The 20,969-nt window shown below is 60.8% G+C and carries 20 protein-coding genes; 3 read left to right on the forward strand and 17 right to left on the reverse strand.

Annotated features, from left to right (window positions below; genetic code table 11):
- Window positions 1-240: 240 nt before the first annotated feature.
- The 8 genes from IF199_RS08795 to minC form a co-directional block, all read right to left on the reverse strand.
- Window positions 241-2,397: a mechanosensitive ion channel family protein gene (locus tag IF199_RS08795; RefSeq protein WP_102622514.1), complete on the reverse strand. Its 2,157-nt coding sequence runs from the start codon at window positions 2,395-2,397 to the stop codon at window positions 241-243.
- Window positions 2,398-2,473: 76 nt separating this feature from the next.
- Complete coding sequence (locus IF199_RS08800) at window positions 2,474-2,650, reverse strand: hypothetical protein (protein ID WP_173861399.1); 177 nt, start codon at window positions 2,648-2,650, stop codon at window positions 2,474-2,476.
- A gap of 126 nt (window positions 2,651-2,776) precedes the next feature.
- Window positions 2,777-4,066: a M18 family aminopeptidase gene (locus tag IF199_RS08805; protein ID WP_096822929.1), complete on the reverse strand. Its 1,290-nt coding sequence runs from the start codon at window positions 4,064-4,066 to the stop codon at window positions 2,777-2,779.
- 120 nt (window positions 4,067-4,186) lie between these two features.
- Window positions 4,187-5,287: a hypothetical protein gene (locus tag IF199_RS08810; RefSeq protein ID WP_192560140.1), complete on the reverse strand. Its 1,101-nt coding sequence runs from the start codon at window positions 5,285-5,287 to the stop codon at window positions 4,187-4,189.
- 46 nt (window positions 5,288-5,333) lie between these two features.
- Window positions 5,334-5,969 carry an RluA family pseudouridine synthase gene (locus IF199_RS08815; RefSeq protein ID WP_085732336.1) on the reverse strand — a complete coding sequence of 212 codons (636 nt, stop codon included), beginning with the start codon at window positions 5,967-5,969 and terminating at the stop codon, window positions 5,334-5,336.
- 91 nt (window positions 5,970-6,060) lie between these two features.
- Window positions 6,061-6,315 carry a cell division topological specificity factor MinE gene (minE, locus tag IF199_RS08820; protein WP_003223146.1) on the reverse strand — a complete coding sequence of 85 codons (255 nt, stop codon included), beginning with the start codon at window positions 6,313-6,315 and terminating at the stop codon, window positions 6,061-6,063.
- Window positions 6,315-7,127, reverse strand: coding sequence for a septum site-determining protein MinD (gene minD / locus IF199_RS08825; RefSeq protein ID WP_096822931.1), 813 nt, complete (start codon window positions 7,125-7,127; stop codon window positions 6,315-6,317). Before minD ends, minE begins: the two co-directional genes overlap by 1 nt.
- A 169-nt stretch (window positions 7,128-7,296) precedes the next feature.
- Complete coding sequence (minC, locus tag IF199_RS08830) at window positions 7,297-8,034, reverse strand: septum site-determining protein MinC (protein ID WP_096822970.1); 738 nt, start codon at window positions 8,032-8,034, stop codon at window positions 7,297-7,299.
- A gap of 117 nt (window positions 8,035-8,151) precedes the next feature.
- Between minC and IF199_RS08835 the strand changes: the two genes are divergently transcribed.
- Window positions 8,152-9,084, forward strand: a complete 933-nt coding sequence (locus IF199_RS08835) for a lipid A biosynthesis lauroyl acyltransferase (protein ID WP_096822932.1) — start codon at window positions 8,152-8,154, stop codon at window positions 9,082-9,084.
- Between the two features lie 35 nt (window positions 9,085-9,119).
- On the forward strand, window positions 9,120-10,292 hold the full coding sequence (locus IF199_RS08840) for a patatin-like phospholipase family protein (RefSeq protein WP_192560141.1): 1,173 nt from the start codon (window positions 9,120-9,122) through the stop codon (window positions 10,290-10,292).
- Between the two features lie 38 nt (window positions 10,293-10,330).
- Here the strand turns inward: IF199_RS08840 and IF199_RS08845 are convergent, their stop codons facing one another.
- The 8 genes from IF199_RS08845 to puuE all read right to left on the reverse strand — a co-directional run bounded on the left by IF199_RS08845 (window position 10,331) and on the right by puuE (window position 18,396).
- Window positions 10,331-11,116: an outer membrane protein OmpK gene (locus IF199_RS08845; RefSeq protein WP_096822934.1), complete on the reverse strand. Its 786-nt coding sequence runs from the start codon at window positions 11,114-11,116 to the stop codon at window positions 10,331-10,333.
- A 372-nt stretch (window positions 11,117-11,488) separates the two neighbouring features.
- On the reverse strand, window positions 11,489-12,274 hold the full coding sequence (locus IF199_RS08850) for an outer membrane protein OmpK (protein ID WP_096822935.1): 786 nt from the start codon (window positions 12,272-12,274) through the stop codon (window positions 11,489-11,491).
- 85 nt (window positions 12,275-12,359) lie between these two features.
- Window positions 12,360-13,718, reverse strand: coding sequence for a nucleobase:cation symporter-2 family protein (locus IF199_RS08855; protein ID WP_085608811.1), 1,359 nt, complete (start codon window positions 13,716-13,718; stop codon window positions 12,360-12,362).
- Between the two features lie 168 nt (window positions 13,719-13,886).
- The gene (locus IF199_RS08860) at window positions 13,887-15,200 is read right to left on the reverse strand and encodes a urate hydroxylase PuuD (RefSeq protein WP_134825964.1); all 1,314 of its coding nucleotides are present in this window, start codon (window positions 15,198-15,200) and stop codon (window positions 13,887-13,889) included.
- Window positions 15,201-15,251: 51 nt separating this feature from the next.
- Entirely contained in the window at window positions 15,252-15,755 is a 504-nt protein-coding gene (locus IF199_RS08865) for an ureidoglycolate lyase (protein WP_007960046.1), read from the reverse strand.
- 119 nt (window positions 15,756-15,874) lie between these two features.
- On the reverse strand, window positions 15,875-16,870 hold the full coding sequence (gene alc / locus IF199_RS08870) for an allantoicase (RefSeq protein WP_096822937.1): 996 nt from the start codon (window positions 16,868-16,870) through the stop codon (window positions 15,875-15,877).
- Window positions 16,871-16,957: 87 nt separating this feature from the next.
- The gene (gene uraD, locus IF199_RS08875) at window positions 16,958-17,473 is read right to left on the reverse strand and encodes a 2-oxo-4-hydroxy-4-carboxy-5-ureidoimidazoline decarboxylase (RefSeq protein ID WP_102622510.1); all 516 of its coding nucleotides are present in this window, start codon (window positions 17,471-17,473) and stop codon (window positions 16,958-16,960) included.
- Window positions 17,470-18,396: an allantoinase PuuE gene (gene puuE, locus IF199_RS08880; RefSeq protein ID WP_007960032.1), complete on the reverse strand. Its 927-nt coding sequence runs from the start codon at window positions 18,394-18,396 to the stop codon at window positions 17,470-17,472. The genes uraD and puuE overlap by 4 nt, the downstream gene beginning before the upstream one ends.
- Before the next feature lie 420 nt (window positions 18,397-18,816).
- On the opposite strand from puuE, the gene uraH reads away from it, so the two are divergent.
- A complete protein-coding gene (uraH, locus tag IF199_RS08885; RefSeq protein ID WP_011333195.1) occupies window positions 18,817-19,170 on the forward strand; it encodes a hydroxyisourate hydrolase in 354 nt (117 codons plus the stop codon).
- Between the two features lie 108 nt (window positions 19,171-19,278).
- Here the strand turns inward: uraH and IF199_RS08890 are convergent, their stop codons facing one another.
- Window positions 19,279-20,820, reverse strand: coding sequence for a hypothetical protein (locus IF199_RS08890; protein WP_192560142.1), 1,542 nt, complete (start codon window positions 20,818-20,820; stop codon window positions 19,279-19,281).
- Window positions 20,821-20,969 lie beyond the last annotated feature (149 nt).

Genomic DNA, 20,969 nt, shown 5'->3' on the forward strand with positions numbered 1-20,969 from the left:
GTCTAGGCCCCGGCGTTCGGCACCTCGCCTGGGCTCGGTGTTCCTTCGTTCCGGGATTCATCCGGGGGCATCGCCTACGGTTTGCTTCGCTGCACCTCCTCTCGATGCATGCGGCTTCGCCGCACGGTCGCTGCGCTCCCACCCCCGGATAAATCCCTCCACTCAGCCTGCCGATGGGGCCGGCACGTCAAAAGCTTTTCTCGAGCTAACGCTCATCGTTTTGAGTGGTGAGGGGCTGGTTTATTCCTGGGTTTGGCCGCCGCCTGCTGTGATCACCTGCACATTCATCCTCGGCGTCGCCAGGTCCAGCCCGGCCTCATCCAGATGCCGTTTCAGCGACAGGTTGAACGCCCGTGAAACTTCCCACTGTTTGATCGGTGCGGTCTTGAACCGGGCGCGCAATATCGCGTTGCCGGACTCGAAGCTTTCCACCCCTTGTATCTCCAGTGGCGACCAGATGTTGCGGCGCTGCAGCGGGTCGGTGCGCATTTTCTGGCCGACTTCGCGCATCAGTTTGATGGCTTCGTCGATGTTCATGTTGAACGGCACCGCCACGCGGAAGATCGCGTAGCCGAATTCCCGAGAGTAGTTCTTGATGCTTTTGATTTCGCTGAACGGGATGGTGTGGACGATGCCGTCGATGTCCCGCAGGCGTACGGTGCGAATGGTCAGGCCTTCGACAGTGCCGAGGTGGCCGCCGACGTCGACGTAGTCGTCGATGGCCAGGGAGTCTTCGATGATGATGAACAGGCCGGTGATCAGGTCGGCCACCAGCGACTGGGCGCCGAAGCCGATCGCCAGGCCGATCACGCCGGCACCGGCCAGCAGTGGCGTGACGTTCATGCCCATGTTCGCCAGGGCGACGATCAGGGCGATGATGAAGATCGCCACGAACAGCACGTTGCGGATCAGCGGCATCATGGTTTGTGCGCGGGCGTTGGCCAGGCCTTTGCGTGAGCGGGTGAGGGCGTGGTGGACGGCGGTGTCGCTGAGGATCCAGATCAGCCAGGCGAAGATCAATGTGCCGATCAGGCTGAACAGTTTGACGCTGACGTCGTGGCCCTCGCCTTCGGTGAAGCCGATCAGCGACATGCCCCAGACCCGCAGGCCGAGTTCGATGAACGCCAGCCACACCAGCAAATGAGCGAGGGTGTAGAAGAAGCTTTTCAGGCGTTCGGAATAGAAGGCGTGGCGTTTCGGACCGCGTTGGGGTTTGAGGGCGTGGCGGCGGACGAGGCCGTTGATCACCATGCACAACACCAGCAGCACGGTGCAGATCAGCGACTGGCGCAAGGCGGTGCTGGTGTCGCCGGCGGAGACGAAGGTGGCGAACAGGGAAATTCCCACGAGCACCAGCGCCGGCACGTACCAGAAGGTGCCGAGGATTTCGATGGTGTCGCTGAGGGCGCGGCGGGTCAGGCGGCGGGACAGCGGCTGGTTGCGGATCAGGTGGGCGATCGGGCGGCGGAAGCGCAGGATGAACAGGCCGGTCGACAAGGCCGCGAGCACATTGGCGACGGTGGCGGCGGTGTGCGCCAGGTGCACGCCGAGGCCAGCCACCAGTCGTGGGTCGTTCAGGGCTTCGCCGAACGCGGCGAAGCTGCCGATCAACCACAAGGGGCGAAAGGCCTGATGGCGCAGGATGTACAGCGCGCGATGGCGGTGCGGGCCGTCGAGTACGGAGAAGGCAATCACGCAGATCGCCGAGAAACAGGTACCGACCACCAGCGCGTAGGCCAGAACCATCGCCAGGCTTTTGCCCAGCGACGACGGCAGCGCGTAGCTCATGTAAACCGTGATGGCCAGGGCAATCATCCATGGCCCGAGCTTGCGCAGGGCGAAGCGCAGCATGTCGAGGGCCCGGGGGTTTTGCGGCAGCTCTTCGGTCAGGCCAAAGCGCATGCGCACCCGGTGGCCAAGCCAGATCAGTGCGGCGGCGAGCAGGCTCCAGACGGCAAGGATCACGGCGAAGGCGAAGATGATCGGCAGCCATTCGCTGGCCGGCAGCATCAGGTCAGACAGTTCGTCTTTGGCCAGATCGAATTCGGCGGACCAGCGATTGAGCGGGCTGTCGCTGCCGGTAAATTGCTTTTCGAAGGTGGCGAGGGTGCCGCCAATCAGGCCCAGCACACCTTCTTCCGGGGTGGCCTGGGCTTTTTTCGTGGCGTCGCGCAGTTTCTTCAGGTCGCTCAGCAACTGGGCGCGTTGCTTGTCGTTTTCCAGCGACTTGATGACTTCGTCAAGGGACTGGCCGAGGGGTTCCTGGGCCTCGGGTTGCGCCTTGTTCGATCCACTGAGCAGGCCGGGCAGGCTCACCGCGTGGGCAGGCGCCAACGGCAGCAGCGTCATCAGGCAGATGAGGAACAGGCAGGGCAGGGCAGAAAGACGAGCGAACACTAGGCGGTCAACCTCGCAAGGGGCGGATCGGGCGAGTGTACGAGCCCGTCAAAATCAATGCGAGCCGAGCGCGGATTTATTCGTTGAGTTTGGCGAGGATCTTGTAGACCACGGTGGCCAGGATCAACAGCATGCCGATCCACATGGCGAACACTCCGGCGTTCTTGTCGCGGAAGTTGAAGCCGATCGCCAGCAGAATCATTCCGCACAGAATCGGAATGAGCATGGCGTGGAACGCAGACATCGAGATCATGGCGACAGCCTTGTCGTAGGGGATGATTTAAGTCTAGGTGGAATTTTGCCGACCGGTGGTGATGTGTATCACAGTCACTGCGCAGTCGCCGTGGCGAGGGAGCAAGCGCCCTCGCCACAGAACCGGTTACGGCAATTCGCGGCTGGCGTAGAACGCGCTCAGCACTTTGACCAGGTGGGCCAGGTCATGGCTGCCGCACAGTTCGCGGATCGAGTGCATGGCGAACGTCGGCAGGCCGATGTCGACCGTGCGCACGCCCAGGTGGCTGGCGGTGATCGGGCCGATGGTCGAACCGCAACCCATGTCGCTGCGTACCACGAAGCTTTGCACCGGGACTTCTTCGGCCATGCACAGATGACGGAAGAACCCGGCGGTTTCACTGTTGGTGGCGTAGCGCTGGTTGCTGTTGACCTTGATCACCGGGCCGGCGTTGAGTTTCGGGCCGTGGTTGGCGTCGTGCTTCTCGGCGTAGTTCGGGTGCACGCCGTGGGCGTTGTCGGCCGAAACCAGCAGGGATTTCTGAATGGTGCGTACGAACTCATCACCCTCGGGCAACAGGCGACGCAGGGTCTGTTCCAGCATCGGGCCGTCGGCGCCGCACGCCGAGCATGAGCCGACTTCTTCGTGGTCGTTGCACACCAGCACGCAGGTTTCATCGGTGTCGGCGGTCAGCAGGGCTTGCAGGCCGGCGTAGCACGACAGCAAGTTGTCGAGGCGGGCGCCGGCGATGAAGTCACCGTTCAGGCCGATGACGGCGGCGCTTTGGGTGTCGTAGAAGCTCAGCTCGTAATCGAGCACCACGTCGGCATTGAGGCCGTGCTCGCGGGCCAGTTGATCGGTGAGGACTGCGCGGAAGTCCACACGCTCGTCACCGGCGAACTGCGCGAGAATCGGCGGCAGTTCGGTCTGGGCATTGATCGCCCAGCCCTGATTGGCTTCCCGGTTGAGGTGGATGGCCAGGTTGGGAATGATCGCGATCGGGGCCTTGAAGTCGATCAACTGACTCTCGACCTTGCCGTCGCGGCGGAAGGTAACGCGGCCGGCCAGCGACAGATCACGGTCGAACCACGGTGCCAGTAGCGCGCCGCCGTAGACTTCGACGCCCAGCTGCCAGAAACCCTGGCGCTGCAATTCAGGTTGCGGCTTGACTCGCAGGCACGGGCTGTCGGTATGGGCGCCGACCAGGCGGATGCCGTCGTGCAGCGGAGAGTTGCGGCCCATCTTGATCGCGACGATCGAGGAGTCGTTACGGGTGACGTAGTAACGGCCATTGGCTTCGGTGTGCCAGGTCTCGCGCTCGTCGAGGCGCACATAACCGGCGGCCTCCAGGCGTTGAACAAGGCTGGCGGTGGCGTGAAACGGGGTAGGGGAGGCCTTGAGGAAGTCGATCAGGCCTTGGTTCAACTCTTCGCGCATAAGAAGCTCCAGACAGCAATGGGCGGGAGTTTAACGCATGCCGGTGCGCAGGCCACAATCGAAATCGAATGTAAAAGGAGATCCACTGCGGGGGCAGGCTCCCGCAGTGGACAGTGTGGGTCAGCGGGCGGCGGTCACGCGTTTTTTCAGGTAGTTCATGATGATTTTTTCATCTTCAGGCCGCTCCGGGCGCGGCAGTTGTTGCGGCCATCGGCTCTGGCTCAGGAGCTTTTTCTGACGGCTCTCGTCCCAACGAAGAATCTCCCGCGAGGCACATTCCCACCATTCATGGCGACAGGCGCTGTAGTACGGATGATCCGGCGCGGCGCTGCCGTACAACAGGTCACGGCCGACCTTGCGCATCGTGCCGCTCTGGTTGCGCAGCTTCCATTTGATTTTCAGGCGTTGCCAGGCGGACGGAAACGGCTTGACCCTCGGCACGTCCTTGCACAGATCCACCAGGCGCTGGCTGAACTTCTCGCCGTGCTGGGAGAAGAAGAACGCCTGCATCGCATGGAAAAAGCGCTTTTCCGCGAAGTAGTGATAGATGTACTTGCGCGCCTCGACCACCGGCCGCTTGCGCAGGGCGAACGACAGAGCGATCTGTTCGATGGTATGGATCTCGAAACCGTCGGCCGTCCATTCGTCGATCAGACGGATCGACTCTTCGAACAATTTCCCGTCGCTGTCGGTTACGCCGCACAGCCCGCTGTTGTAGAGCTTGAAGCCGTTGTCCGGGGTTACGCCGTGGGTGCTGAGGTCGCGGCCGAGCTTCAGGTAGTCGTCGCGCTCGAAGACGTCTTTCCAGTCGTATTCGAAACGATCCATCACTGATTGCCCCGGGGTGATGTCCTGGAACAGACGGTTCGGGTCACTGGTGAACAGGGTATCGGTGTCGACGAACAAGGTCTTTTCAGCCAGCTGCAGGCCGGCGGCAATCGCGCAAGCCTTGCGTCGGTGGTGATAGCCGTTTTCGCCTTGCCAGCGGGTCAGGGTCGGCTCGTCGAGCAGCACGGTGTCGACCGGCCAGCCTTCGTAGTCCTGCGGCCGGTCAGTGAGAATCCTGATCGCCGGACGTTTGCCGGTCCTGGCCTGAGACAGGGCGGTCAGGATGCTGAACTTGGCTTCGCGCCGGTAAACATCCTGGTTGCCGTAAATCAGGTAGAGCAGTTGATGACGGGTCTTCTTGACGGGTGTTGCCAGGGAATCAGTACAACTCATCCGGAACAAAATCCTTTAAAACAGGCGGCTGCCGGTCAGGCAGTGCTTAAAACGGAGCCGGGCATTCGAAGCGCAAGCGCTCGCCGGACTGTGGGTGGGTAAAGCTGAGCATGCTCGCGTGCAGGCACAGGCGCGGCCAGGCGGCGAGGGCTTGCTCATGAGCATAGAGCCCGTCACCGAGCAGCGGGTGACCGATGGACAGCATGTGCACGCGCAACTGGTGCGAGCGGCCAGTGATCGGCGTCAGCTCGACGCGGCACCAGTCGCCGCAACGTTCCAGCACACGCCAGAAGGTCAGGGCGTGTTTGCCGAATTCGTGGTCGACCACGTGGCGTGGCTTGGTTGGCGGGTCATAGCGCAGGGGCAGGTCGATGCTGCCGCTGTCCAGTTCCGGCTGACCCCAGCACAGGGCGGTGTAGGCTTTTTCGGTTTCGCGGTCATGAAACTGGCGCGACAGTTCGCGGTGGGTGTCGGCGTCGCGAGCCAGCAGAATGATGCCGGAGGTTTCCCAGTCCAGACGATGGACGATGCGCGCTTCCGGGTAGCCGTTTTCCTGCAGGCGAGTGATCAGGCAGTCCTTGTTGTCGTCGGCCCGGCCGGGCACCGAGAGCAACAGGGTCGGTTTGTTCACCACCAGAACGGCGGCGTCCTGATGGATGATGTGGATGTTGGACAGCGGCATTAAAACAGCCTCGTAACAAATGCCAACGGCGGCTCAGGGCCCCTCCGGTGTCGGAAGGGCCCTGAGCCGCCGTCGTTCCTGCCGGATCGACTCAGCGATCTGGCAGGGTGATGTTGAGTTCCAGAATCGAGCAACTGCCCTGGCTCTCCAGTGCAACATGTACGTCGTCGTTGCCGATATTGACGTACTTGCGGATCACGTCCACCAGTTCCTTCTGCAAGGCTGGCAGGTAATCCGGCGTGCTGCGCTGGCCGCGCTCATGCGCCACGATGATCTGTAGACGCTCTTTCGCTACCGAGGCAGTGCTTGGCTTTTTGTTGGCACGAAAGAAGTCAAAAAGGTTCATTACCTACCTCCAAACAGGCGCTCGAAGAATCCCTTCTTCTCGACATCGAGGAACCGGTGTGCTTTGTCTTTGCCCAGCAGGCGGTCGACGGTGTCGCTGTAGGCCTGGCCGGCATCGCTCTGGTCGTCGAGGATGACCGGGACGCCCTGGTTGGAAGCCTTGAGCACCGCCTGGGATTCCGGGATCACGCCCAGCAGGGTCACCGAGAGGATTTCCTTGACGTCTTCGACGCCGAGCATTTCGCCCTTTTCAACGCGCTCCGGGTGGTAGCGGGTGATCAGCAGGTGTTCCTTGATCGGGTCTTCCCCACGTTCGGCGCGACGGGACTTGCTGGCCAGCAGGCCGAGCATGCGGTCCGAGTCACGTACCGAGGAGACTTCCGGGTTGGTCACGACGATCGCTTCGTCAGCGAAGTACATGGCCAGGTGGGCGCCTTTCTCGATGCCCGCCGGGGAGTCGCAGACCACGAACTCGAATTGTTCCTTGAGCTCCATCAGGACTTTTTCCACGCCTTCGACGGTCAGCGCGTCTTTGTCGCGGGTCTGGCTGGCGGCCAGTACATAGAGGTTTTCCAGGCGCTTGTCTTTGATCAGGGCCTGTTGCAGGTTGGCTTCGCCGTTCACGACGTTGACGAAGTCATACACCACGCGGCGCTCGCAACCCATGATCAGGTCAAGGTTACGCAAGCCCACGTCGAAGTCGACGATCACTGTTTTGTGGCCGCGCAGAGCGAGGCCGGTACCGATAGCGGCGCTGGTGGTGGTCTTACCCACACCACCCTTGCCGGATGTAACCACGAGAATCTTGGCCAAGGTGTTTCACCCCTAAGGAAGAAGGACTGTTCAGCCCCTGAAAAACATCTCTTGAAAACTACTGCAGTCGGACAGCCTTGGCTGGAATTTGGCTTTTGGCCTTTTTCCTACTTCGTTTGAGCCGTTTTCGCTACGTTTTAGAGATGCTTGGAAAATGCGGCAGTATCCGTTAAAGCCGAATGATGTTCAACACGTCGCCCGATAGGCTGACCTGTACACCCGAACCCCACATCGGATCGCGACGCAGGTCTTCGGAAACCTTGTAATGGCCTGCGATGGAGATCAGTTCAGCGCTCAATTGCTGACAGAAAATCCGCGCCTTGGTGTCGCCCTTGACCCCGGCCAGCGCACGACCGCGCATCGGGCCGTATACATGGATGTTGCCATCGGCGAGAAGTTCCGCCCCCGGGCTGACCGAGGAAACCACCACCAGATCGCCGCCCTGGGCGTAGATCTGTTGGCCACCACGTACTGGCGTGGTGATGACGCGGGTCTGTTTGACGGTCGGCTCAGGCGGTTTTTCCGGCTTCTTCGGTGCGACGGGTTCAGCGGTTTCCAGCGGTCGCTCGCGGGCGCCGGACGGCGGCAGCACCGGAATGTCGATGGCGATGGCGGCGGCGATGTCTTCGATGCGGCTGGCGCGGATCGCCAGGGTGCGCAGGCCGTGCTGGCGGCACACGCGCATCAGGCCCGGCAGGTCGACGGCGCCTTCGCTGGGCGGCAACTTGTCCAGCGCCAGAACCAGCGGCGCGTTGCTGAAGAAATTCGGTGCCTGGGCGACTTTGGCGGCCAATTGCCGATCGAGGCTGTCCAGGTCGTTGCGGGACAGTTCCAGCACCGTAATGGCGAGCATGCTGCCCTTCAGCTGGAACACGGGATCTTGGTCTGGCGATTCGGTTTGGCTCATGTCGGCATACAACGGCTTGTCACTAAAAGTGCCGAGACTTATAACGAGAACGCCCGCCAGCCGCAAGCCGGGTCGAACGATGTAGAATGCGCGGCCACTGTATTTACGGAAGCTTTAATGGATCGCCCGCGTTTTCGAAAAGCATTTCTTGCTCCACGCTTCTGGCCGCTCTGGTGCGGCCTGGGGCTGTTGTGGCTGATCGTGCAGCTGCCGTATCCGGCATTGCTGGCCATCGGTCGCTTTCTCGGTGCCTTGATGTATCGCTTCGCCGGCGACCGGCGGCGCATCGCCAAGCGCAATCTGGAACTGTGTTTCCCGGAAAAATCCGCTGCCGAGCGCAAACGCCTGCTCAAGGAAAACTTTGCCTCCACCGGCATCGCCTTCTTTGAAATGGCGATGAGCTGGTGGTGGTCGCGTCAGCGACTGGCGAAACTGGCCCACGTCGAAGGCCTGGAGCACCTGCAACAGGCCCAGCGCGAAGGCAAGGGCGTGATTCTGATGGCGGTGCATTTCACCACCCTGGAAATCGGCGCAGCGTTGCTCGGCCAGCAGCACACCATCGACGGCATGTACCGCGAGCACAAGAACCCGTTGTTCGACTTTATCCAGCGTCAGGGCCGCGAGCGGCACAATCTTGATTCGCTGGCGGTGGAGCGTGACGACGTGCGCGGGATGCTCAAGCTGCTGCGTTCCGGGCGCGCGATCTGGTACGCACCGGATCAGGATTACGGCGCCAAGCAAAGCATCTTCGTGCCGTTGTTCGGCATTCAGGCCGCGACGGTCACCGCCACCAGCAAGTTCGCCCGACTGGGCAAGGCACTGGTGGTGCCGTTCACTCAGGAACGTCTGGCCGACGGTAGCGGCTATCGTCTGGTGATCCATCCGCCGCTGGAAGGTTTCCCGGGCGAGACCGAAGAAGCCGACTGCATCCGCATCAACCAGTGGGTAGAAGGCGTGTTGCGCGATTGCCCCGAGCAGTACCTGTGGGCGCATCGTCGCTTCAAGAGCCGTCCGCCGGGCGAGCCGAAGCTGTACGCCAAACGTCGTTGATCCACCCAATCCCATAAGCACCACGGAGCGTTGCGATGAGCCCAGTTGAACCGGTCACAGGTTTGATTCTTTCCGGCGGCGGGGCTCGGGCGGCGTATCAGGTGGGGGTGCTGGCGGCGATTGCCGAACTGCTGCCGCTGGGCGCGGACAATCCGTTTCCGGTGATCGTCGGCACCTCGGCCGGGGCGATCAACGCGGTCAGCCTCGCCAGCGGCGCCACGGACTTTCGGGCCGCCATCGAACGCCTGACCCTGTTTTGGCAAGGCTTTCGCAGCCATCGTGTGTTGCGCAGCGACTGGCCGGGGGTGATCCGCCAGGCCAGTCGTTTCGTCAGTCACAGCCTGCTGGGCATGGGCCGGCAATTGCCGGTGGCGCTGCTCAACAGCTCGCCGCTGCGCCATCTGCTCAATGAAAAACTGCACATGCCCGGCATCGCCGAATCCATCGCCCGCAAGCAACTGCACGCAGTGGCGGTGACGGCGTTCGGCTACGAGTCGGGGCAAGCGGTGACCTTCTATCAGGGCGGCGGCAGCATCGATGCCTGGCTGCGCCATCGACGCATTGGTGTGCCGACGCAATTGACCGTGGAGCATTTGCTCGCGAGTTCAGCAATTCCGCTGTTGTTCGCGCCGGTGAAAATCGGCGAGGAATTTTTCGGCGATGGCGCGGTGCGGCAGTCGGCACCGATCAGTCCGGCCTTGCACCTGGGGGCGAGCCGGGTGCTGGTGGTGGGCGTCAGCGGCAACCCGCGCGGGTTCGACCCGGCACAACCGCTGGAGCGCACTTATACCGGTCAACAGCCGACGCTGGCGCAGATCGGCGGGCACATGCTCAACAGTACGTTCATTGACAGCCTGGAAAGCGACATCGAGCTGCTTCAGCGTCTGAACCAGTTCAGCCATCTGATGCCCGACGGAACGCCAACGCGTGCCTTGGGTGTGGCGCCAGTGGAAGTGCTGGTGATCTCGCCGAGTCAGCCAATCGATGAAATCGCGGCGCGGCATCGTCAGGAACTGCCGGCGGCGTTGCGGCTGTTCTTGCGCGGGCCGGGGGCGACCAAAACGAGCGGGGCAGGGGTGTTGAGTTATTTGCTGTTCGAGGCGGGGTATTGCAGTGAACTGATCGACCTGGGGCGGCGCGATGCGTTGGCCAAGCGCGATGAGCTGTGCCGGTTTCTCGGAATCGGCGAGGCGGTGGTTCCGGCCTGAAACAGATGGCGCCCTGGCGGGCGCCATCCGCAGCACTATCAGAAGTGGAACTTCACCAGGAAGCTGGTCACGTTCTGATTGGTGGTGAAGGCACGGGTGTCATCAATCCCGTACTTGTCTTTCCAGTAGTCGTATTCAACACCGACGTACAACTGCTTCTCGCCGAAATTCAGCGCCTTGCCCAGGTCGTATTTGACCTGTGGGTTGAAGTGCAGGTTGGCGTGGTATTCGCCTTTGCTGTTGACGTCGTTGTCGACCACCCAGTCCATGTAGCCGTCGATCAGCACGTTCGAATTGCCGACCGGAATGGTGTAGGACCAGACTGGGGTGATCTGCCAGACGTTGTCACCCGGACGCGAGCCTTCGGTGTGACGCTGGTAGAAGTTCAGCTGGAAGTAATCGAAGCCCGGAATCGCCAGGTCGAAGCCTGGACCGATCAGGTAAGACTCGACGTCGCCTTCACCGAACTCGTAAGTCATCGCCAGCAGCACGTCTTTGATCGGTCCGAATTCGATCTTCTGGTCGAGGATCTTGCCGAGCGACAGGCGTGGGCTGAATTCGCCGTAATAGGTGTTGTTGCCGACGCCGCCGTCTGGCTTGCCGTTGTAGAAGATCTTGTCGATGAACAGGAAGTTGTCCCCATACTTCCATGCATCGGCGTGCTCGAAGGTGACCGTCTGCTGGATGGCCGGGTTGACCTTGAAATCCTTGCCGTAAAGGTAGGTCAGGCTGTTGTTCTGCCATTGCAGCAGACCGTCGGCCATGGCCTGACCCCCGGCCAGCATGGTTCCCGCAAGCATCAGGCTGGTGCTCATACGTTTCATTCGGTTGCTCCCAAAGTAGGTGTTCCACGTTTATTTTTTTGAGTCGGCGCTCTGGTGTGGCGCCTTTTTTCGTTGCTGCAAAAGTCATCCATCCGGTCAGCTTTAGTGCTGTTAGCAAGAGCTGAGCCAAGGCTTTTCGAAAAGCAAAAAAACGCCCGTCGGCTGCTGAAAAACAGTCGACTGAGCGTGTTTTCGGGACGCCTCGGTACTGACCGGGGCCGGGATAAGTTGGCCCGTTGGTCAGGAATTAAATCCAGGCTTTTTTTTAGACCGAATTCAGAAGGCCGCGGAGAATACTGACTCAACGGCCAGGTCTCAAGTGCCCCGCAACAGAGCACCGACGACAGGTAGGGGGCACGGTTGCGGGTCATCTTAGAAGTGCACCTTCACCAGCAGGCTGGCGGTGTTCTGATTGGTGTCGAGGTTGTGGCTGCTTTCGACCCCGTATTTGTTCTTCCAGTAGCTGTATTCGGTGCCGACATACAGCTGCTTCTGGCTCCAGCCGAGGGCTTTGCCCAGGTCGTATTTGATCTGCGGATTGATGTGCAGGTTGGCGTGATAGGTGCCGCGCGAGTTTTCGTCGTTGTCGACGACCCAGTCGAGGTAGCCATCGATCAGCACATCGGAATTGCCCACCGGAATGCTGTAGGACCAGCCCGGGGTGATCTGCCAGACGCCATCACCGGGGCGCGGGCCTTCGGTCTGGCGGCGGAAGATGTTCAGGGTGACGTAGTTGAAGCCCGGTACCTTCAGGTCGAAACCTGGGCCGATCAGATAGGCCTCGCTCTCGCCTTCGCCATACTCGTAGGTCATCGCCAGCAGCACGTCCTTGATCGGCCCGAACTCGAGCTTGCGGTCGAAGATCTTGCCGAACGAGAAGCGCGGGGTGAATTCGCCGTAGAAGGTGTGCGGGCCTTTGTTGCGGTCTTCCTGGCCGTTGTAGAAGATCTTGTCGACGAACAGGAAGTTGTCGCCGTACTTCCACTTGTCGGCGTGCTCGAACGTCACCGTCTGCTGGATCGACGGGTTGATCGCGAAGTTCTTGCCGTACAGATAGCTCAGGCTGTTGGTCTGCCACAGCAATAAATCGCCGGCCATGGCTTGTGATGCGGCCAGCAGGCCGCCGCTCAACAACACGTTGGTTTGAGTCCGGATCATCTGTTGCTCCCTCTTGTTTTTATTGTTTGAGGCAAAGCTGTCGCGAGGGGGCTGGCGTTGGCGAGCCCCTCTTTTACTCTTCGGATCAGTGCGGGTGTGCGTGACAGTCGTTGATGGCCGCGCGTTCGGCGCCGCCCAGGATGTTGAACAACAGGTTCAGCGTCAGCGCGCTGAGGGTGGCCATGGCGATCCCGCTGTGGGTGATCGGACTCATCCACAATGGCAAGTGGGCGAAGAATTCCGGGCGCACCACCGGGATCAGGCCCATGCCGATGCTCACGGCTACCAGCAGTTGATTGCGCCGGTCGCCGATGTCGGCCTCTTGCAGGATCTTGATACCGGTAGCCGCCACCATGCCGAACATCGCAATCGCTGCGCCGCCGAGTACCGCCGGTGGAATCGATGCCACCAGGAACGCCGCTTTCGGCAGAAGGCTGAGGACGATCAGCAAACCGCCGGCGACGATGGTCACCGAGCGGCAGCGCACGCCGGTCATCTGCACCAGGCCGATGTTCTGCGCGAAGGAGGAGTGGGTGAAGGTGTTGAAGAAACCGGCAACGAACGATGCGCCGGCATCACACAGCAAGCCGCGACGCAGCATGCGCGGGCAGACTTCCTGGCCGGTGATCTTGCCCAGTGCGAGGAACATCCCGGTGGACTCGACGAAGATGATCACCACCACCAGACACATCGACAGGATCGGTGCCAGTTCGAACTTCGGCATGCCGAAATGCAGCGGGGTGACGAATTGAACCCATGGGGCATTGGCCATGCCGCTCAGATCGACCATGCCGATGGCGCCGCAGAGCACGTAGCCCAGGCACATGCCGATCAGCACGGAAATGTTGACCCAGAAACCGCGCATGAAGCGGTGGATCAACAGAATGGTGGCCAGCACCAAAGCGGCAATGGCCAGATAAATCGGTGAACCGAATTGTGCGGCGCCAGCGCCGCCACCGGCCCAGTTCACGGCCACGGGGAACAACGATAAACCGATCGAGGTGATGACCGTGCCGGTCACGAGAGGAGGGAAGAAGCGCACGACCTTGGACATGAACGGCGCGATGATCATGCCGAAGAACCCGGCGGCGATGGTAGCGCCGAAGATCCCCTGCAGACCGATGCCGGGCATGCCGGCCATGGCGACCATGCTGCCGACAGCGGCGAAACTGGCACCCATCATCACCGGCATGCGAATGCCCATCGGGCCGATCCCTAAGGACTGCACGATGGTGGCGATGCCGGCGACCAGCAGGTCAGCGTTGATCAGGAAGGCGATTTCTTCACGACTCAGGCCAGCGGCCTGTCCGATGATCAGCGGTACCGCGATGGCGCCGCCGTACATCAGCAGAACATGTTGCAAACCGACCAGGATCAGTTGCAAAAGGGGCAAACGCTGAATGGCGGGTGCGTCGGGGATGCGCGCTTTGGACAGCTCGGACATGCAACACCTCGGATCTTTTTTATTCTTGTGATTGAACAGCTGCCGGGTTGCTCACAGCTGTCCTTTTGCATCAGGTAAACCGCGTTGCGGCTAATCGCAGGCAAGCCAGCTCCCACAGGATTGTGTGAATCCCTGTGTGAGCGGGCTTGCCCGCGATGCTTTTATTGCTTAGTTGGTCTGGGCTCCCTGCGCGATCCATGCACCGATCAGGTCACGTTCCTGCTGGGTCATCTGCGTGATGTTGCCCAGTGGCATGATCTGCGTGGTGATGGCTTGCGCCTGGATCCGCGCCGCGTTCTGGCGGATCTGCTCGGGGGTGTCGAACATCACACCGGCCGGTGCCGCGCTGAACAGCGGGCTGGTCGGTTTGGCCGAATGGCAGACCGCGCAGCGTTCCTGGATCACGTTGTGCACCTTGTCGAACGCAGGGCCAGCGTTGGACGCCTGAGCCGGAGCGGCGGCTGGCGCAGCAGGTGCGGCCGGTTGTGCCGCTTCAGCCGGTTTCGCGCCACCACCCAGGGCCGTTTCCGGCAGCGGCTGGTACTCGATTTTCGCAGGAGCCTTGGCCACTTCCGGCGCGGTCGGCATCGGCGCAGGGCCGGTGACGTAAGCCAGGGTGATCATGCCTACCGCTGCCACTGGCAGAGTCCAGGCAAACTTGTGGCTGTCGTGACGGGTGTTGAAGTAGTGACGTACCAACACCGCCAACACTGCGATCCCGGCCAGGATCAACCAGTTGTACTGGCTGCCGTAAGTGCTCGGGAAGTGGTTGCTGATCATGATGAACAGCACTGGCAGGGTGAAGTAGTTGTTGTGACGCGAACGCAGCAGGCCTTTGGCCGGCAGCGCCGGATCCGGCGTGCGGTTCTCGGCGATCGCAGCCACCAGTGCGCGTTGCGCCGGCATGATGATGCGGAACACGTTGCCGACCATGATGGTGCCGATGATCGCGCCGACGTGCAGGTACGCACCACGACCGCTGAACACCTTGCTGAAGCCATACGCCGCGCCGATGATCAGCACGAACAGGATGAAGCCGAGCAGGGCGGGTTTCTTGCCGAGTGGCGAATCGCAGAGGAAGTCGTAGATGAACCAGCCGGCGATCAGCGAACCGATGCCGATGGCCACGCCTTCAGGACCGGTCAGGCCGCTGCCGGGTGCCACGAGGTAGAGCACGGGGTTGGAGTAGAACACCACGCACAGCAGCGCGATCCCCGACATCCAGGTGAAGTAGGCTTCCCATTTGAACCAGTGCAGGTTCTCCGGCATCGACGGAGGGGCCAGTTTGTATTTTTCCAGGTGATAGATACCGCCGCCGTGGATCGCCCACAGATCACCGGCAAGACCGGTTTTCGGGTTGACGCGGTTGAGGTTGTTCTCCAGCCAGACGAAGTAGAACGACGCGCCGATCCAGGCCACGCCAGTGATCATGTGAACCCAGCGCACGCTCAGGTTCAGCCATTCCAACAGATGTGCTTCCACAGTCTTTACCTCTCGCCCGTCACTCTTGTTGTCGAGTGATCGGACCTTCTCTTATTGGTGGGGGGCGAGGATCAAACGCTCATCCTCTTTGAAAAAATGCTCATCGCAGTTATTGCCTGTGCCACTGCGATCAACCACCAGGAAGTCATCCCGCTTTTCGATCGTCAGCACCGGGTGGTGCCAGACGCCGCGATGGTAATTGATGCCCTGCCTGCCGTTGGTGACGAAGGCGCGGACCAAGCCTGATACAGGTTCATCGCCAAGTGGCGCGACCACGATCAGAAAGGGGTTGCCGAGCAGCGGAATGAAAGCCTGGCTGCCCAGCGGATGGCGTTCCAGCATGCTCACGGTCAGCGGCATGTCCTGCGCGTCGGCGCGGAAGATGCTGATGATCGCGTTGTCCTCAGGCGTCGCGGTTTCGACCGTCGCCAGTTTGTGGAAGCGCATGGTCGAACCGTTGTTGATCATGAAGTGATCGCTGCCGTCGGTTTCGATCACGTCACCGAAAGGGGCGAAGGCTTCTTTGGTCAGCGGTTCAATCGTCAGTGTGCGCATGCTGTTCTTCTTATCCGAATTCTGTGTTGTTGGTTCTGTTGCTATCGCTGGCAGGCCAGCTCCCACATGTGGAATACATTCCCTGTGGGAGCCAGTCTGCTGGCGATCGGGTTCAGCGCTTATTTAGCGACTTTGCCCAGTACGCGCAGGCGGCTCACACCACCATCCGGGAACACGTTCAGACGGATGTGGGTGATCGGGCCCAGTGCCTTGATCTGCTCGACGAAGGTGTGTTCGGCGTGCATTTCCAGCTTCTGGCTCGGCAGCAGTTCGCGCCAGAACAGCGACTGGGTTTCGATCTGGCTGTCGGTGCCACCCTTGACGAACGCGCCCTGGATCGAGCAGGTGTCCGGGTAGTTGCCCTTGAAGTGCAGGGTGTCGACGATGATTTTCTCGATCTCGCCCGGGTGGCCCAGTGCGACGATTACCCAGTCATTGCCTGGCGTGCGACGACGTGCAGTTTCCCAGCCGTCGCCCATGTTGATGCCACGGCCCGGGTTGAGGATGTTGCTCATGCGGCCGAAGTGTTCGTCGGAGCAGGCGAGGGCGCGGCCACCGTTGAGGGCTGCAGCCAGGTCGACTTGCTCGTTGTCACCGACTGCCGACCAGTCGCGATGCGGAACACCGTACACGCGCAGACGGGCAACACCGCCGTCCGGGTAGATGTTGAAGCGCAGGTGGCTGAACGCCTTGTCGTTGCTGATTTCGTGGTAGTGGTGGCTGTTGCCCTGCAGCTCGACGGCCGACAGCACTTCGGTCCACTGGGTGTTTTCGTCCGGCTCGCCCGAAGCCAGGAAGCAGGCTTCCAGAGAGGCCGATGGCGGGAAGTTGCCGGTGAAGAATGAAGTGTCGATGTCCACGCCTTTGATCGAACCCGGAACGCCCAGGCGGATCACCGCGCTGTCGTAGCCTTCGAAGCGCTTGCGGCGGGATTCCCAGCCGTCCATCCACTTGCCGTTGTCATCGAACACGCCCTCCTTCCACACGGCCGGGGTCGGCTGAAACAGACGATTGGCGTCTGCGAACCAGTCATCGGTGACCGAGATGATTTTGGTGCCCAGACGGGCATCGGCCAGGTTGACGAACTTCTCGAAAGGTACGGCGTAAGCTTTCATTCTTCTTGTCTGCCTTTAAATAAGTGGCTTGGGATGCTTGCGAGGCCCTGGGCGTTCTCCGCGTCTGACACGCTCGGGCCATGCTCGCTAAAGAGTCAGTAAACGGAACAGGGCAATCTTGTTGATCTCCGCCAGCGCGCATTTGAACTCGGTGTCGACCGGGTTGTGAATGCGCGTTTCGAACGCCGCGAGGATCTGATGCCGGTTGCTGCCTTTTACCGCCATGATGAAGGGAAACTTGAACTTGGCTTTGTAGGCGTCGTTCAGCTCGGTGAAGCGAGAAAACTCTTCGGCCGTGCATTGGTGAATACCGGCGCCAGCCTGTTCATTGGTGCTGGCTTCGGTCAACTGGCCCTGGACGGCAGCTTTGCCGGCCAGGTCCGGGTGAGCGTTGATCAGTGCCAGCTGACTGGTGTGATCGGCGCTCAACAGGATGTCGCTCATGCGCTGGTGCAGGGTTTCGATCTGGTCGATCGACGCGTTCTGGCCCAGGTCGAAGGCCTTTTCGGCCACCCATGGCGAATGTTCGTAGATGTCGGCGAAGGCTTTGACGAAGGCGTCGCGGCTCAGGGTCGACGGTTTCAGGGTTTGAAAGGTGCTCATTTGGCAGCCCCTTGGTACGGGTGGGTTTCGTGCCAGTGACGCGCGATGTCGACGCGACGGCTGAACCACACCTGTTCATGACTTTTGGCGTATTCGATAAAACGCTTGAGCGAAGCCAGACGCGCCGGACGGCCCACCAGACGGCAGTGCAGGCCGATCGACAGCATTTTCGGTGCTTCAGCGCCTTCGGCGTACAGCACGTCGAACGCATCTTTCAGGTATTCGAAGAAATCGTCGCCCTTGTTGAAACCCTGGACCTGGGTGAAACGCATGTCGTTGGTGTCCAGAGTGTACGGGATCACCAGGTGCGGCTTGCCGGTCGGGTTGTTCGGTTCCCAGTAGGGCAGGTCGTCGTCGTAGGTGTCGCAGTCGTAGAGGAAACCGCCTTCTTCCATCACCAGACGACGGGTGTTCGGGCCGGTGCGACCGGTGTACCAGCCCAGTGGGCGCTCGCCGGTGAGTTCGGTAAGGATGCGGATCGCTTCGAGCATGTGCTCGCGTTCCTGCGCCTCGTCCATGTACTGGTAGTCGATCCAGCGGTAGCCGTGGCTGCAGATCTCGTGGCCGGCCTCGACCATCGCGCGGATCACGTCCGGGTGGCGCTGGGCGGCCATGGCCACGGCGAAGATGGTCAGCGGAATGTCGAATTCCTTGAACAGTTTCAGGATCCGCCAGACGCCGGCACGGCTGCCATACTCGTAAAGCGATTCCATGCTCATGTTGCGCGCGCCTTGCAGAGGCTGGGCCGCGACCATTTCCGAGAGGAAGGCTTCCGATTCTTTGTCGCCGTGCAGAATGTTGCGCTCGCCGCCTTCTTCGTAATTGAGTACGAACGACAGGGCGATCCGGGCATTGCCCGGCCAGTGTGGGTGAGGAGGGTTACTGCCGTAACCGATCAGGTCGCGTGGGTAGTCAGCGCTCACTGCAGTCTTCCTTCTTATTCGTTGACAGGTTGTGTAACGGCCTGCACAGGCTGGCGTCACAGCGATGGGCTGATTGTATACAACTTTATTCTCAATTTGTAAGCCTGAATTTTCGCATTTTTCACCGGCTGTCATCTTTTACTGCTAATGGCGTGAGCCTGCAAGAAACCTGCCTGACCAGTCAGCTAATGGACTGGGGGTTCAATGAATGCATGGTGCAAGGGCAGATCACCGGGAAATCGGAGGATGGCGGGGGTAAGAGGAAAAATGTCGTTTTTATTGTGTACAATTTTTTTGAAAAGTGTCTTAATCAATCGCTCGCCGCAGCTTTTCGTGCTCCGAAACGGTGCGGTCTCCTTTTCAACTGACTTCGGGAGGCGCGAAGTCTGACTGCTCCACGCAGGCAGGCGCGCAGAATCAATGGGACGTTTGACAACACACGTTTTGGACGCTGCACACGGTTGCCCGGGCAGCTCGATCAAGGTCGAGCTGTACCGCGTTGAAGGTTCGCACCTGGAATTGGTCGCCAGTGCGCTTACCAACAGCGACGGCCGGGTCGATGCGCCGCTGCTGCAAGGCGATGACTACCGTACCGGTGTCTATCAGGTTCAGTTCCACGCCGGCGATTACTACCGCGCCCGTGGCGTCCAGTTGCCGGAGCCGGCATTTCTGGACGTGGTGGTGCTGCGGTTCGGCATCTCTGCCGAACAGGATCACTACCACGTACCGTTGCTGATCTCGCCTTACAGCTATTCCACCTATCGGGGCAGCTGACCCCCAAGCAGCTGCCCCCACCGGGAAGCGACTGCGCATATAGCTTCTTTGGTCTTTCGCCCGCTCACACTGCGGGCTTTTTTTCGTCGGTCATTCAGCAACCTGCGATCACAGCCGCGCGTGTCCGTCGCGCACGATAAACACCGTGTCGTCAGCGTTCGCCAGCGTCTGCGGGCCGCCCCTGAGCCAGACGACTTTGTGGGTGGCGTGCGCTGCAATAACCGCCGCTGCCGCCGCTGCGCCCACCTGAATGTGCAGGCGCAGGCTGGCGCTGTGCTGATCGACATTCAGCGTCTGGTTGATCTTGCGGCCCCGGATGCGATGCAGGCTGATGAAGAACACGTAGTCATGCCCGGTGCGTTTGAACACCAGCGCCGGAAAAGAGTTGGACGGGCTGGGATCGAACACGGCGTAGCCGTTACGGGTCAGCAATGTCGCCATGAAACGCTTGAGATCCACCGCCGATTGGGTGGTGGTCGAATACAGCCATTCCTGACGAAACAATGCCGGATCGAAATCCAGCCGCTGCAACGGCCCACCCGGTGTCGGTGTCGGCAGTTCGATGGCACGGATCGCTCCACTGCCCGACGTCGGCAGAATCGGCAGCATCAGCAGTGGGTCAGCCAATTGCGGGCGTGGATGGGCATTTCCGGCTTTCCAGTCGTTGAAGGTTTGTCGTAGCAGGGTCAGTCCCGAGCCGGTGGCGGTGTTGGCGCCATTCGCCAGTAAAAACTGATGGAAGGCGACGTTCTCCAGTGAGGTCACCGATAACTCCGGAAAGTATTGGCTGACGTAATTCGTCAATGGGCGTTCGAACGGTAACGTCGGATCAATTTGCCAGTGCTGGGCCGGTGGAACCTGAATGGCGCCTCGCGGCTGTTGCTGCGGGTCCAGTCTGAGTGTGCGGTCCAGCAGGTCGAAGTCGTAGATCAGATGATTCGGGTTCTTGATGTAGACGATCGGATCGCTCGCGTCGCCGCGTGGAATGACTTTGTACTGAATCCCGTCGACGCGGATGTCACCCGGGGTGGCGTGTTGCGGGTCGATGCTCCAACCGTTCCACGGCGTCTCCTCAAGGCGAGGGCGTTTTGACGGTACGGTGGACTGTTCATCATCCGGCACTCGGTGGCGTGAAATGAACAATTGCGAGGTGCCGGCGTCCGGCGCATTTTCCGTCAGGACCGGACGCCACATCAGCGTCCCCTCAACCCGTTCCAGCAACGGACCGGACGCGAGGAGTTCGTTCGAAAGCCTGGCTCTCATTCCATTCTGTGTGTCCGGTCCGATCAGCACCGTTCCGCCCTCGACAAGATCGACATAGGCATGGCGGCCCGCTGAACGAATGCCGTTCAGCAGGTCGGGAGGCGGCAGTCGGTTGACCAGCCCAGGTGCGAGAAAATAACTGCCGATCGGTCTTTGTACGGTGATGTCCCGGACGTGTGTCTCGGCAGGGAGGTCGTAGATTTCGATCATCTCCCGGCGGGTCACAGGTGGCTCAGGCAACTGCCAGGCCGGGTGGGTCAAGGTCGGATCGATCAAGGTGTCGGGCATCAGGCGCGGTGGTGTTGGAGTGTCCGGCGTGGTGTCCCGTACGACAGGCGTGGTATCCGGCGTATCTGTTTTCGGTCGGGTGGGGCGTTTGGGGCTCATTGATTGTTTGGCTCTGTCAGGCAATCGATTATCTGGAGGGCACCGCTTCCGTGCGCCAGATGAGGCGCACGATGCACAGAAATGATCGTCAAGCCGGGGTTTTGACAGGTGGTACATATGTATAGCGAAGACAGATGGACCCGATCGGG

Origin of the sequence: Pseudomonas allokribbensis, from assembly GCF_014863605.1 — a bacterium.
GTDB classification, from domain to species: domain Bacteria; phylum Pseudomonadota; class Gammaproteobacteria; order Pseudomonadales; family Pseudomonadaceae; genus Aquipseudomonas; species Aquipseudomonas allokribbensis.

Excerpts from the sequence above, each read along its gene's own strand:
- IF199_RS08800 (WP_173861399.1), bottom strand. The coding sequence starts at position 2,650 with ATGATCTCGATGTCTGCGTTCCACGCCATGCTCATTCCGATTCTGTGC.
- IF199_RS08805 (WP_096822929.1), bottom strand. The coding sequence starts at position 4,066 with ATGCGCGAAGAGTTGAACCAAGGCCTGATCGACTTCCTCAAGGCCTCC.
- IF199_RS08810 (WP_192560140.1), bottom strand. The coding sequence starts at position 5,287 with ATGAGTTGTACTGATTCCCTGGCAACACCCGTCAAGAAGACCCGTCAT.
- IF199_RS08815 (WP_085732336.1), bottom strand. The coding sequence starts at position 5,969 with ATGCCGCTGTCCAACATCCACATCATCCATCAGGACGCCGCCGTTCTG.
- minE (WP_003223146.1), bottom strand. The coding sequence starts at position 6,315 with ATGAACCTTTTTGACTTCTTTCGTGCCAACAAAAAGCCAAGCACTGCC.
- minC (WP_096822970.1), bottom strand. The coding sequence starts at position 8,034 with ATGAGCCAAACCGAATCGCCAGACCAAGATCCCGTGTTCCAGCTGAAG.
- IF199_RS08835 (WP_096822932.1), top strand. The coding sequence starts at position 8,152 with ATGGATCGCCCGCGTTTTCGAAAAGCATTTCTTGCTCCACGCTTCTGG.
- IF199_RS08840 (WP_192560141.1), top strand. The coding sequence starts at position 9,120 with ATGAGCCCAGTTGAACCGGTCACAGGTTTGATTCTTTCCGGCGGCGGG.
- IF199_RS08845 (WP_096822934.1), bottom strand. The coding sequence starts at position 11,116 with ATGAAACGTATGAGCACCAGCCTGATGCTTGCGGGAACCATGCTGGCC.
- IF199_RS08850 (WP_096822935.1), bottom strand. The coding sequence starts at position 12,274 with ATGATCCGGACTCAAACCAACGTGTTGTTGAGCGGCGGCCTGCTGGCC.
- IF199_RS08855 (WP_085608811.1), bottom strand. The coding sequence starts at position 13,718 with ATGTCCGAGCTGTCCAAAGCGCGCATCCCCGACGCACCCGCCATTCAG.
- IF199_RS08865 (WP_007960046.1), bottom strand. The coding sequence starts at position 15,755 with ATGCGCACACTGACGATTGAACCGCTGACCAAAGAAGCCTTCGCCCCT.
- alc (WP_096822937.1), bottom strand. The coding sequence starts at position 16,870 with ATGAAAGCTTACGCCGTACCTTTCGAGAAGTTCGTCAACCTGGCCGAT.
- uraD (WP_102622510.1), bottom strand. The coding sequence starts at position 17,473 with ATGAGCACCTTTCAAACCCTGAAACCGTCGACCCTGAGCCGCGACGCC.
- uraH (WP_011333195.1), top strand. The coding sequence starts at position 18,817 with ATGGGACGTTTGACAACACACGTTTTGGACGCTGCACACGGTTGCCCG.
- IF199_RS08890 (WP_192560142.1), bottom strand. The coding sequence starts at position 20,820 with ATGAGCCCCAAACGCCCCACCCGACCGAAAACAGATACGCCGGATACC.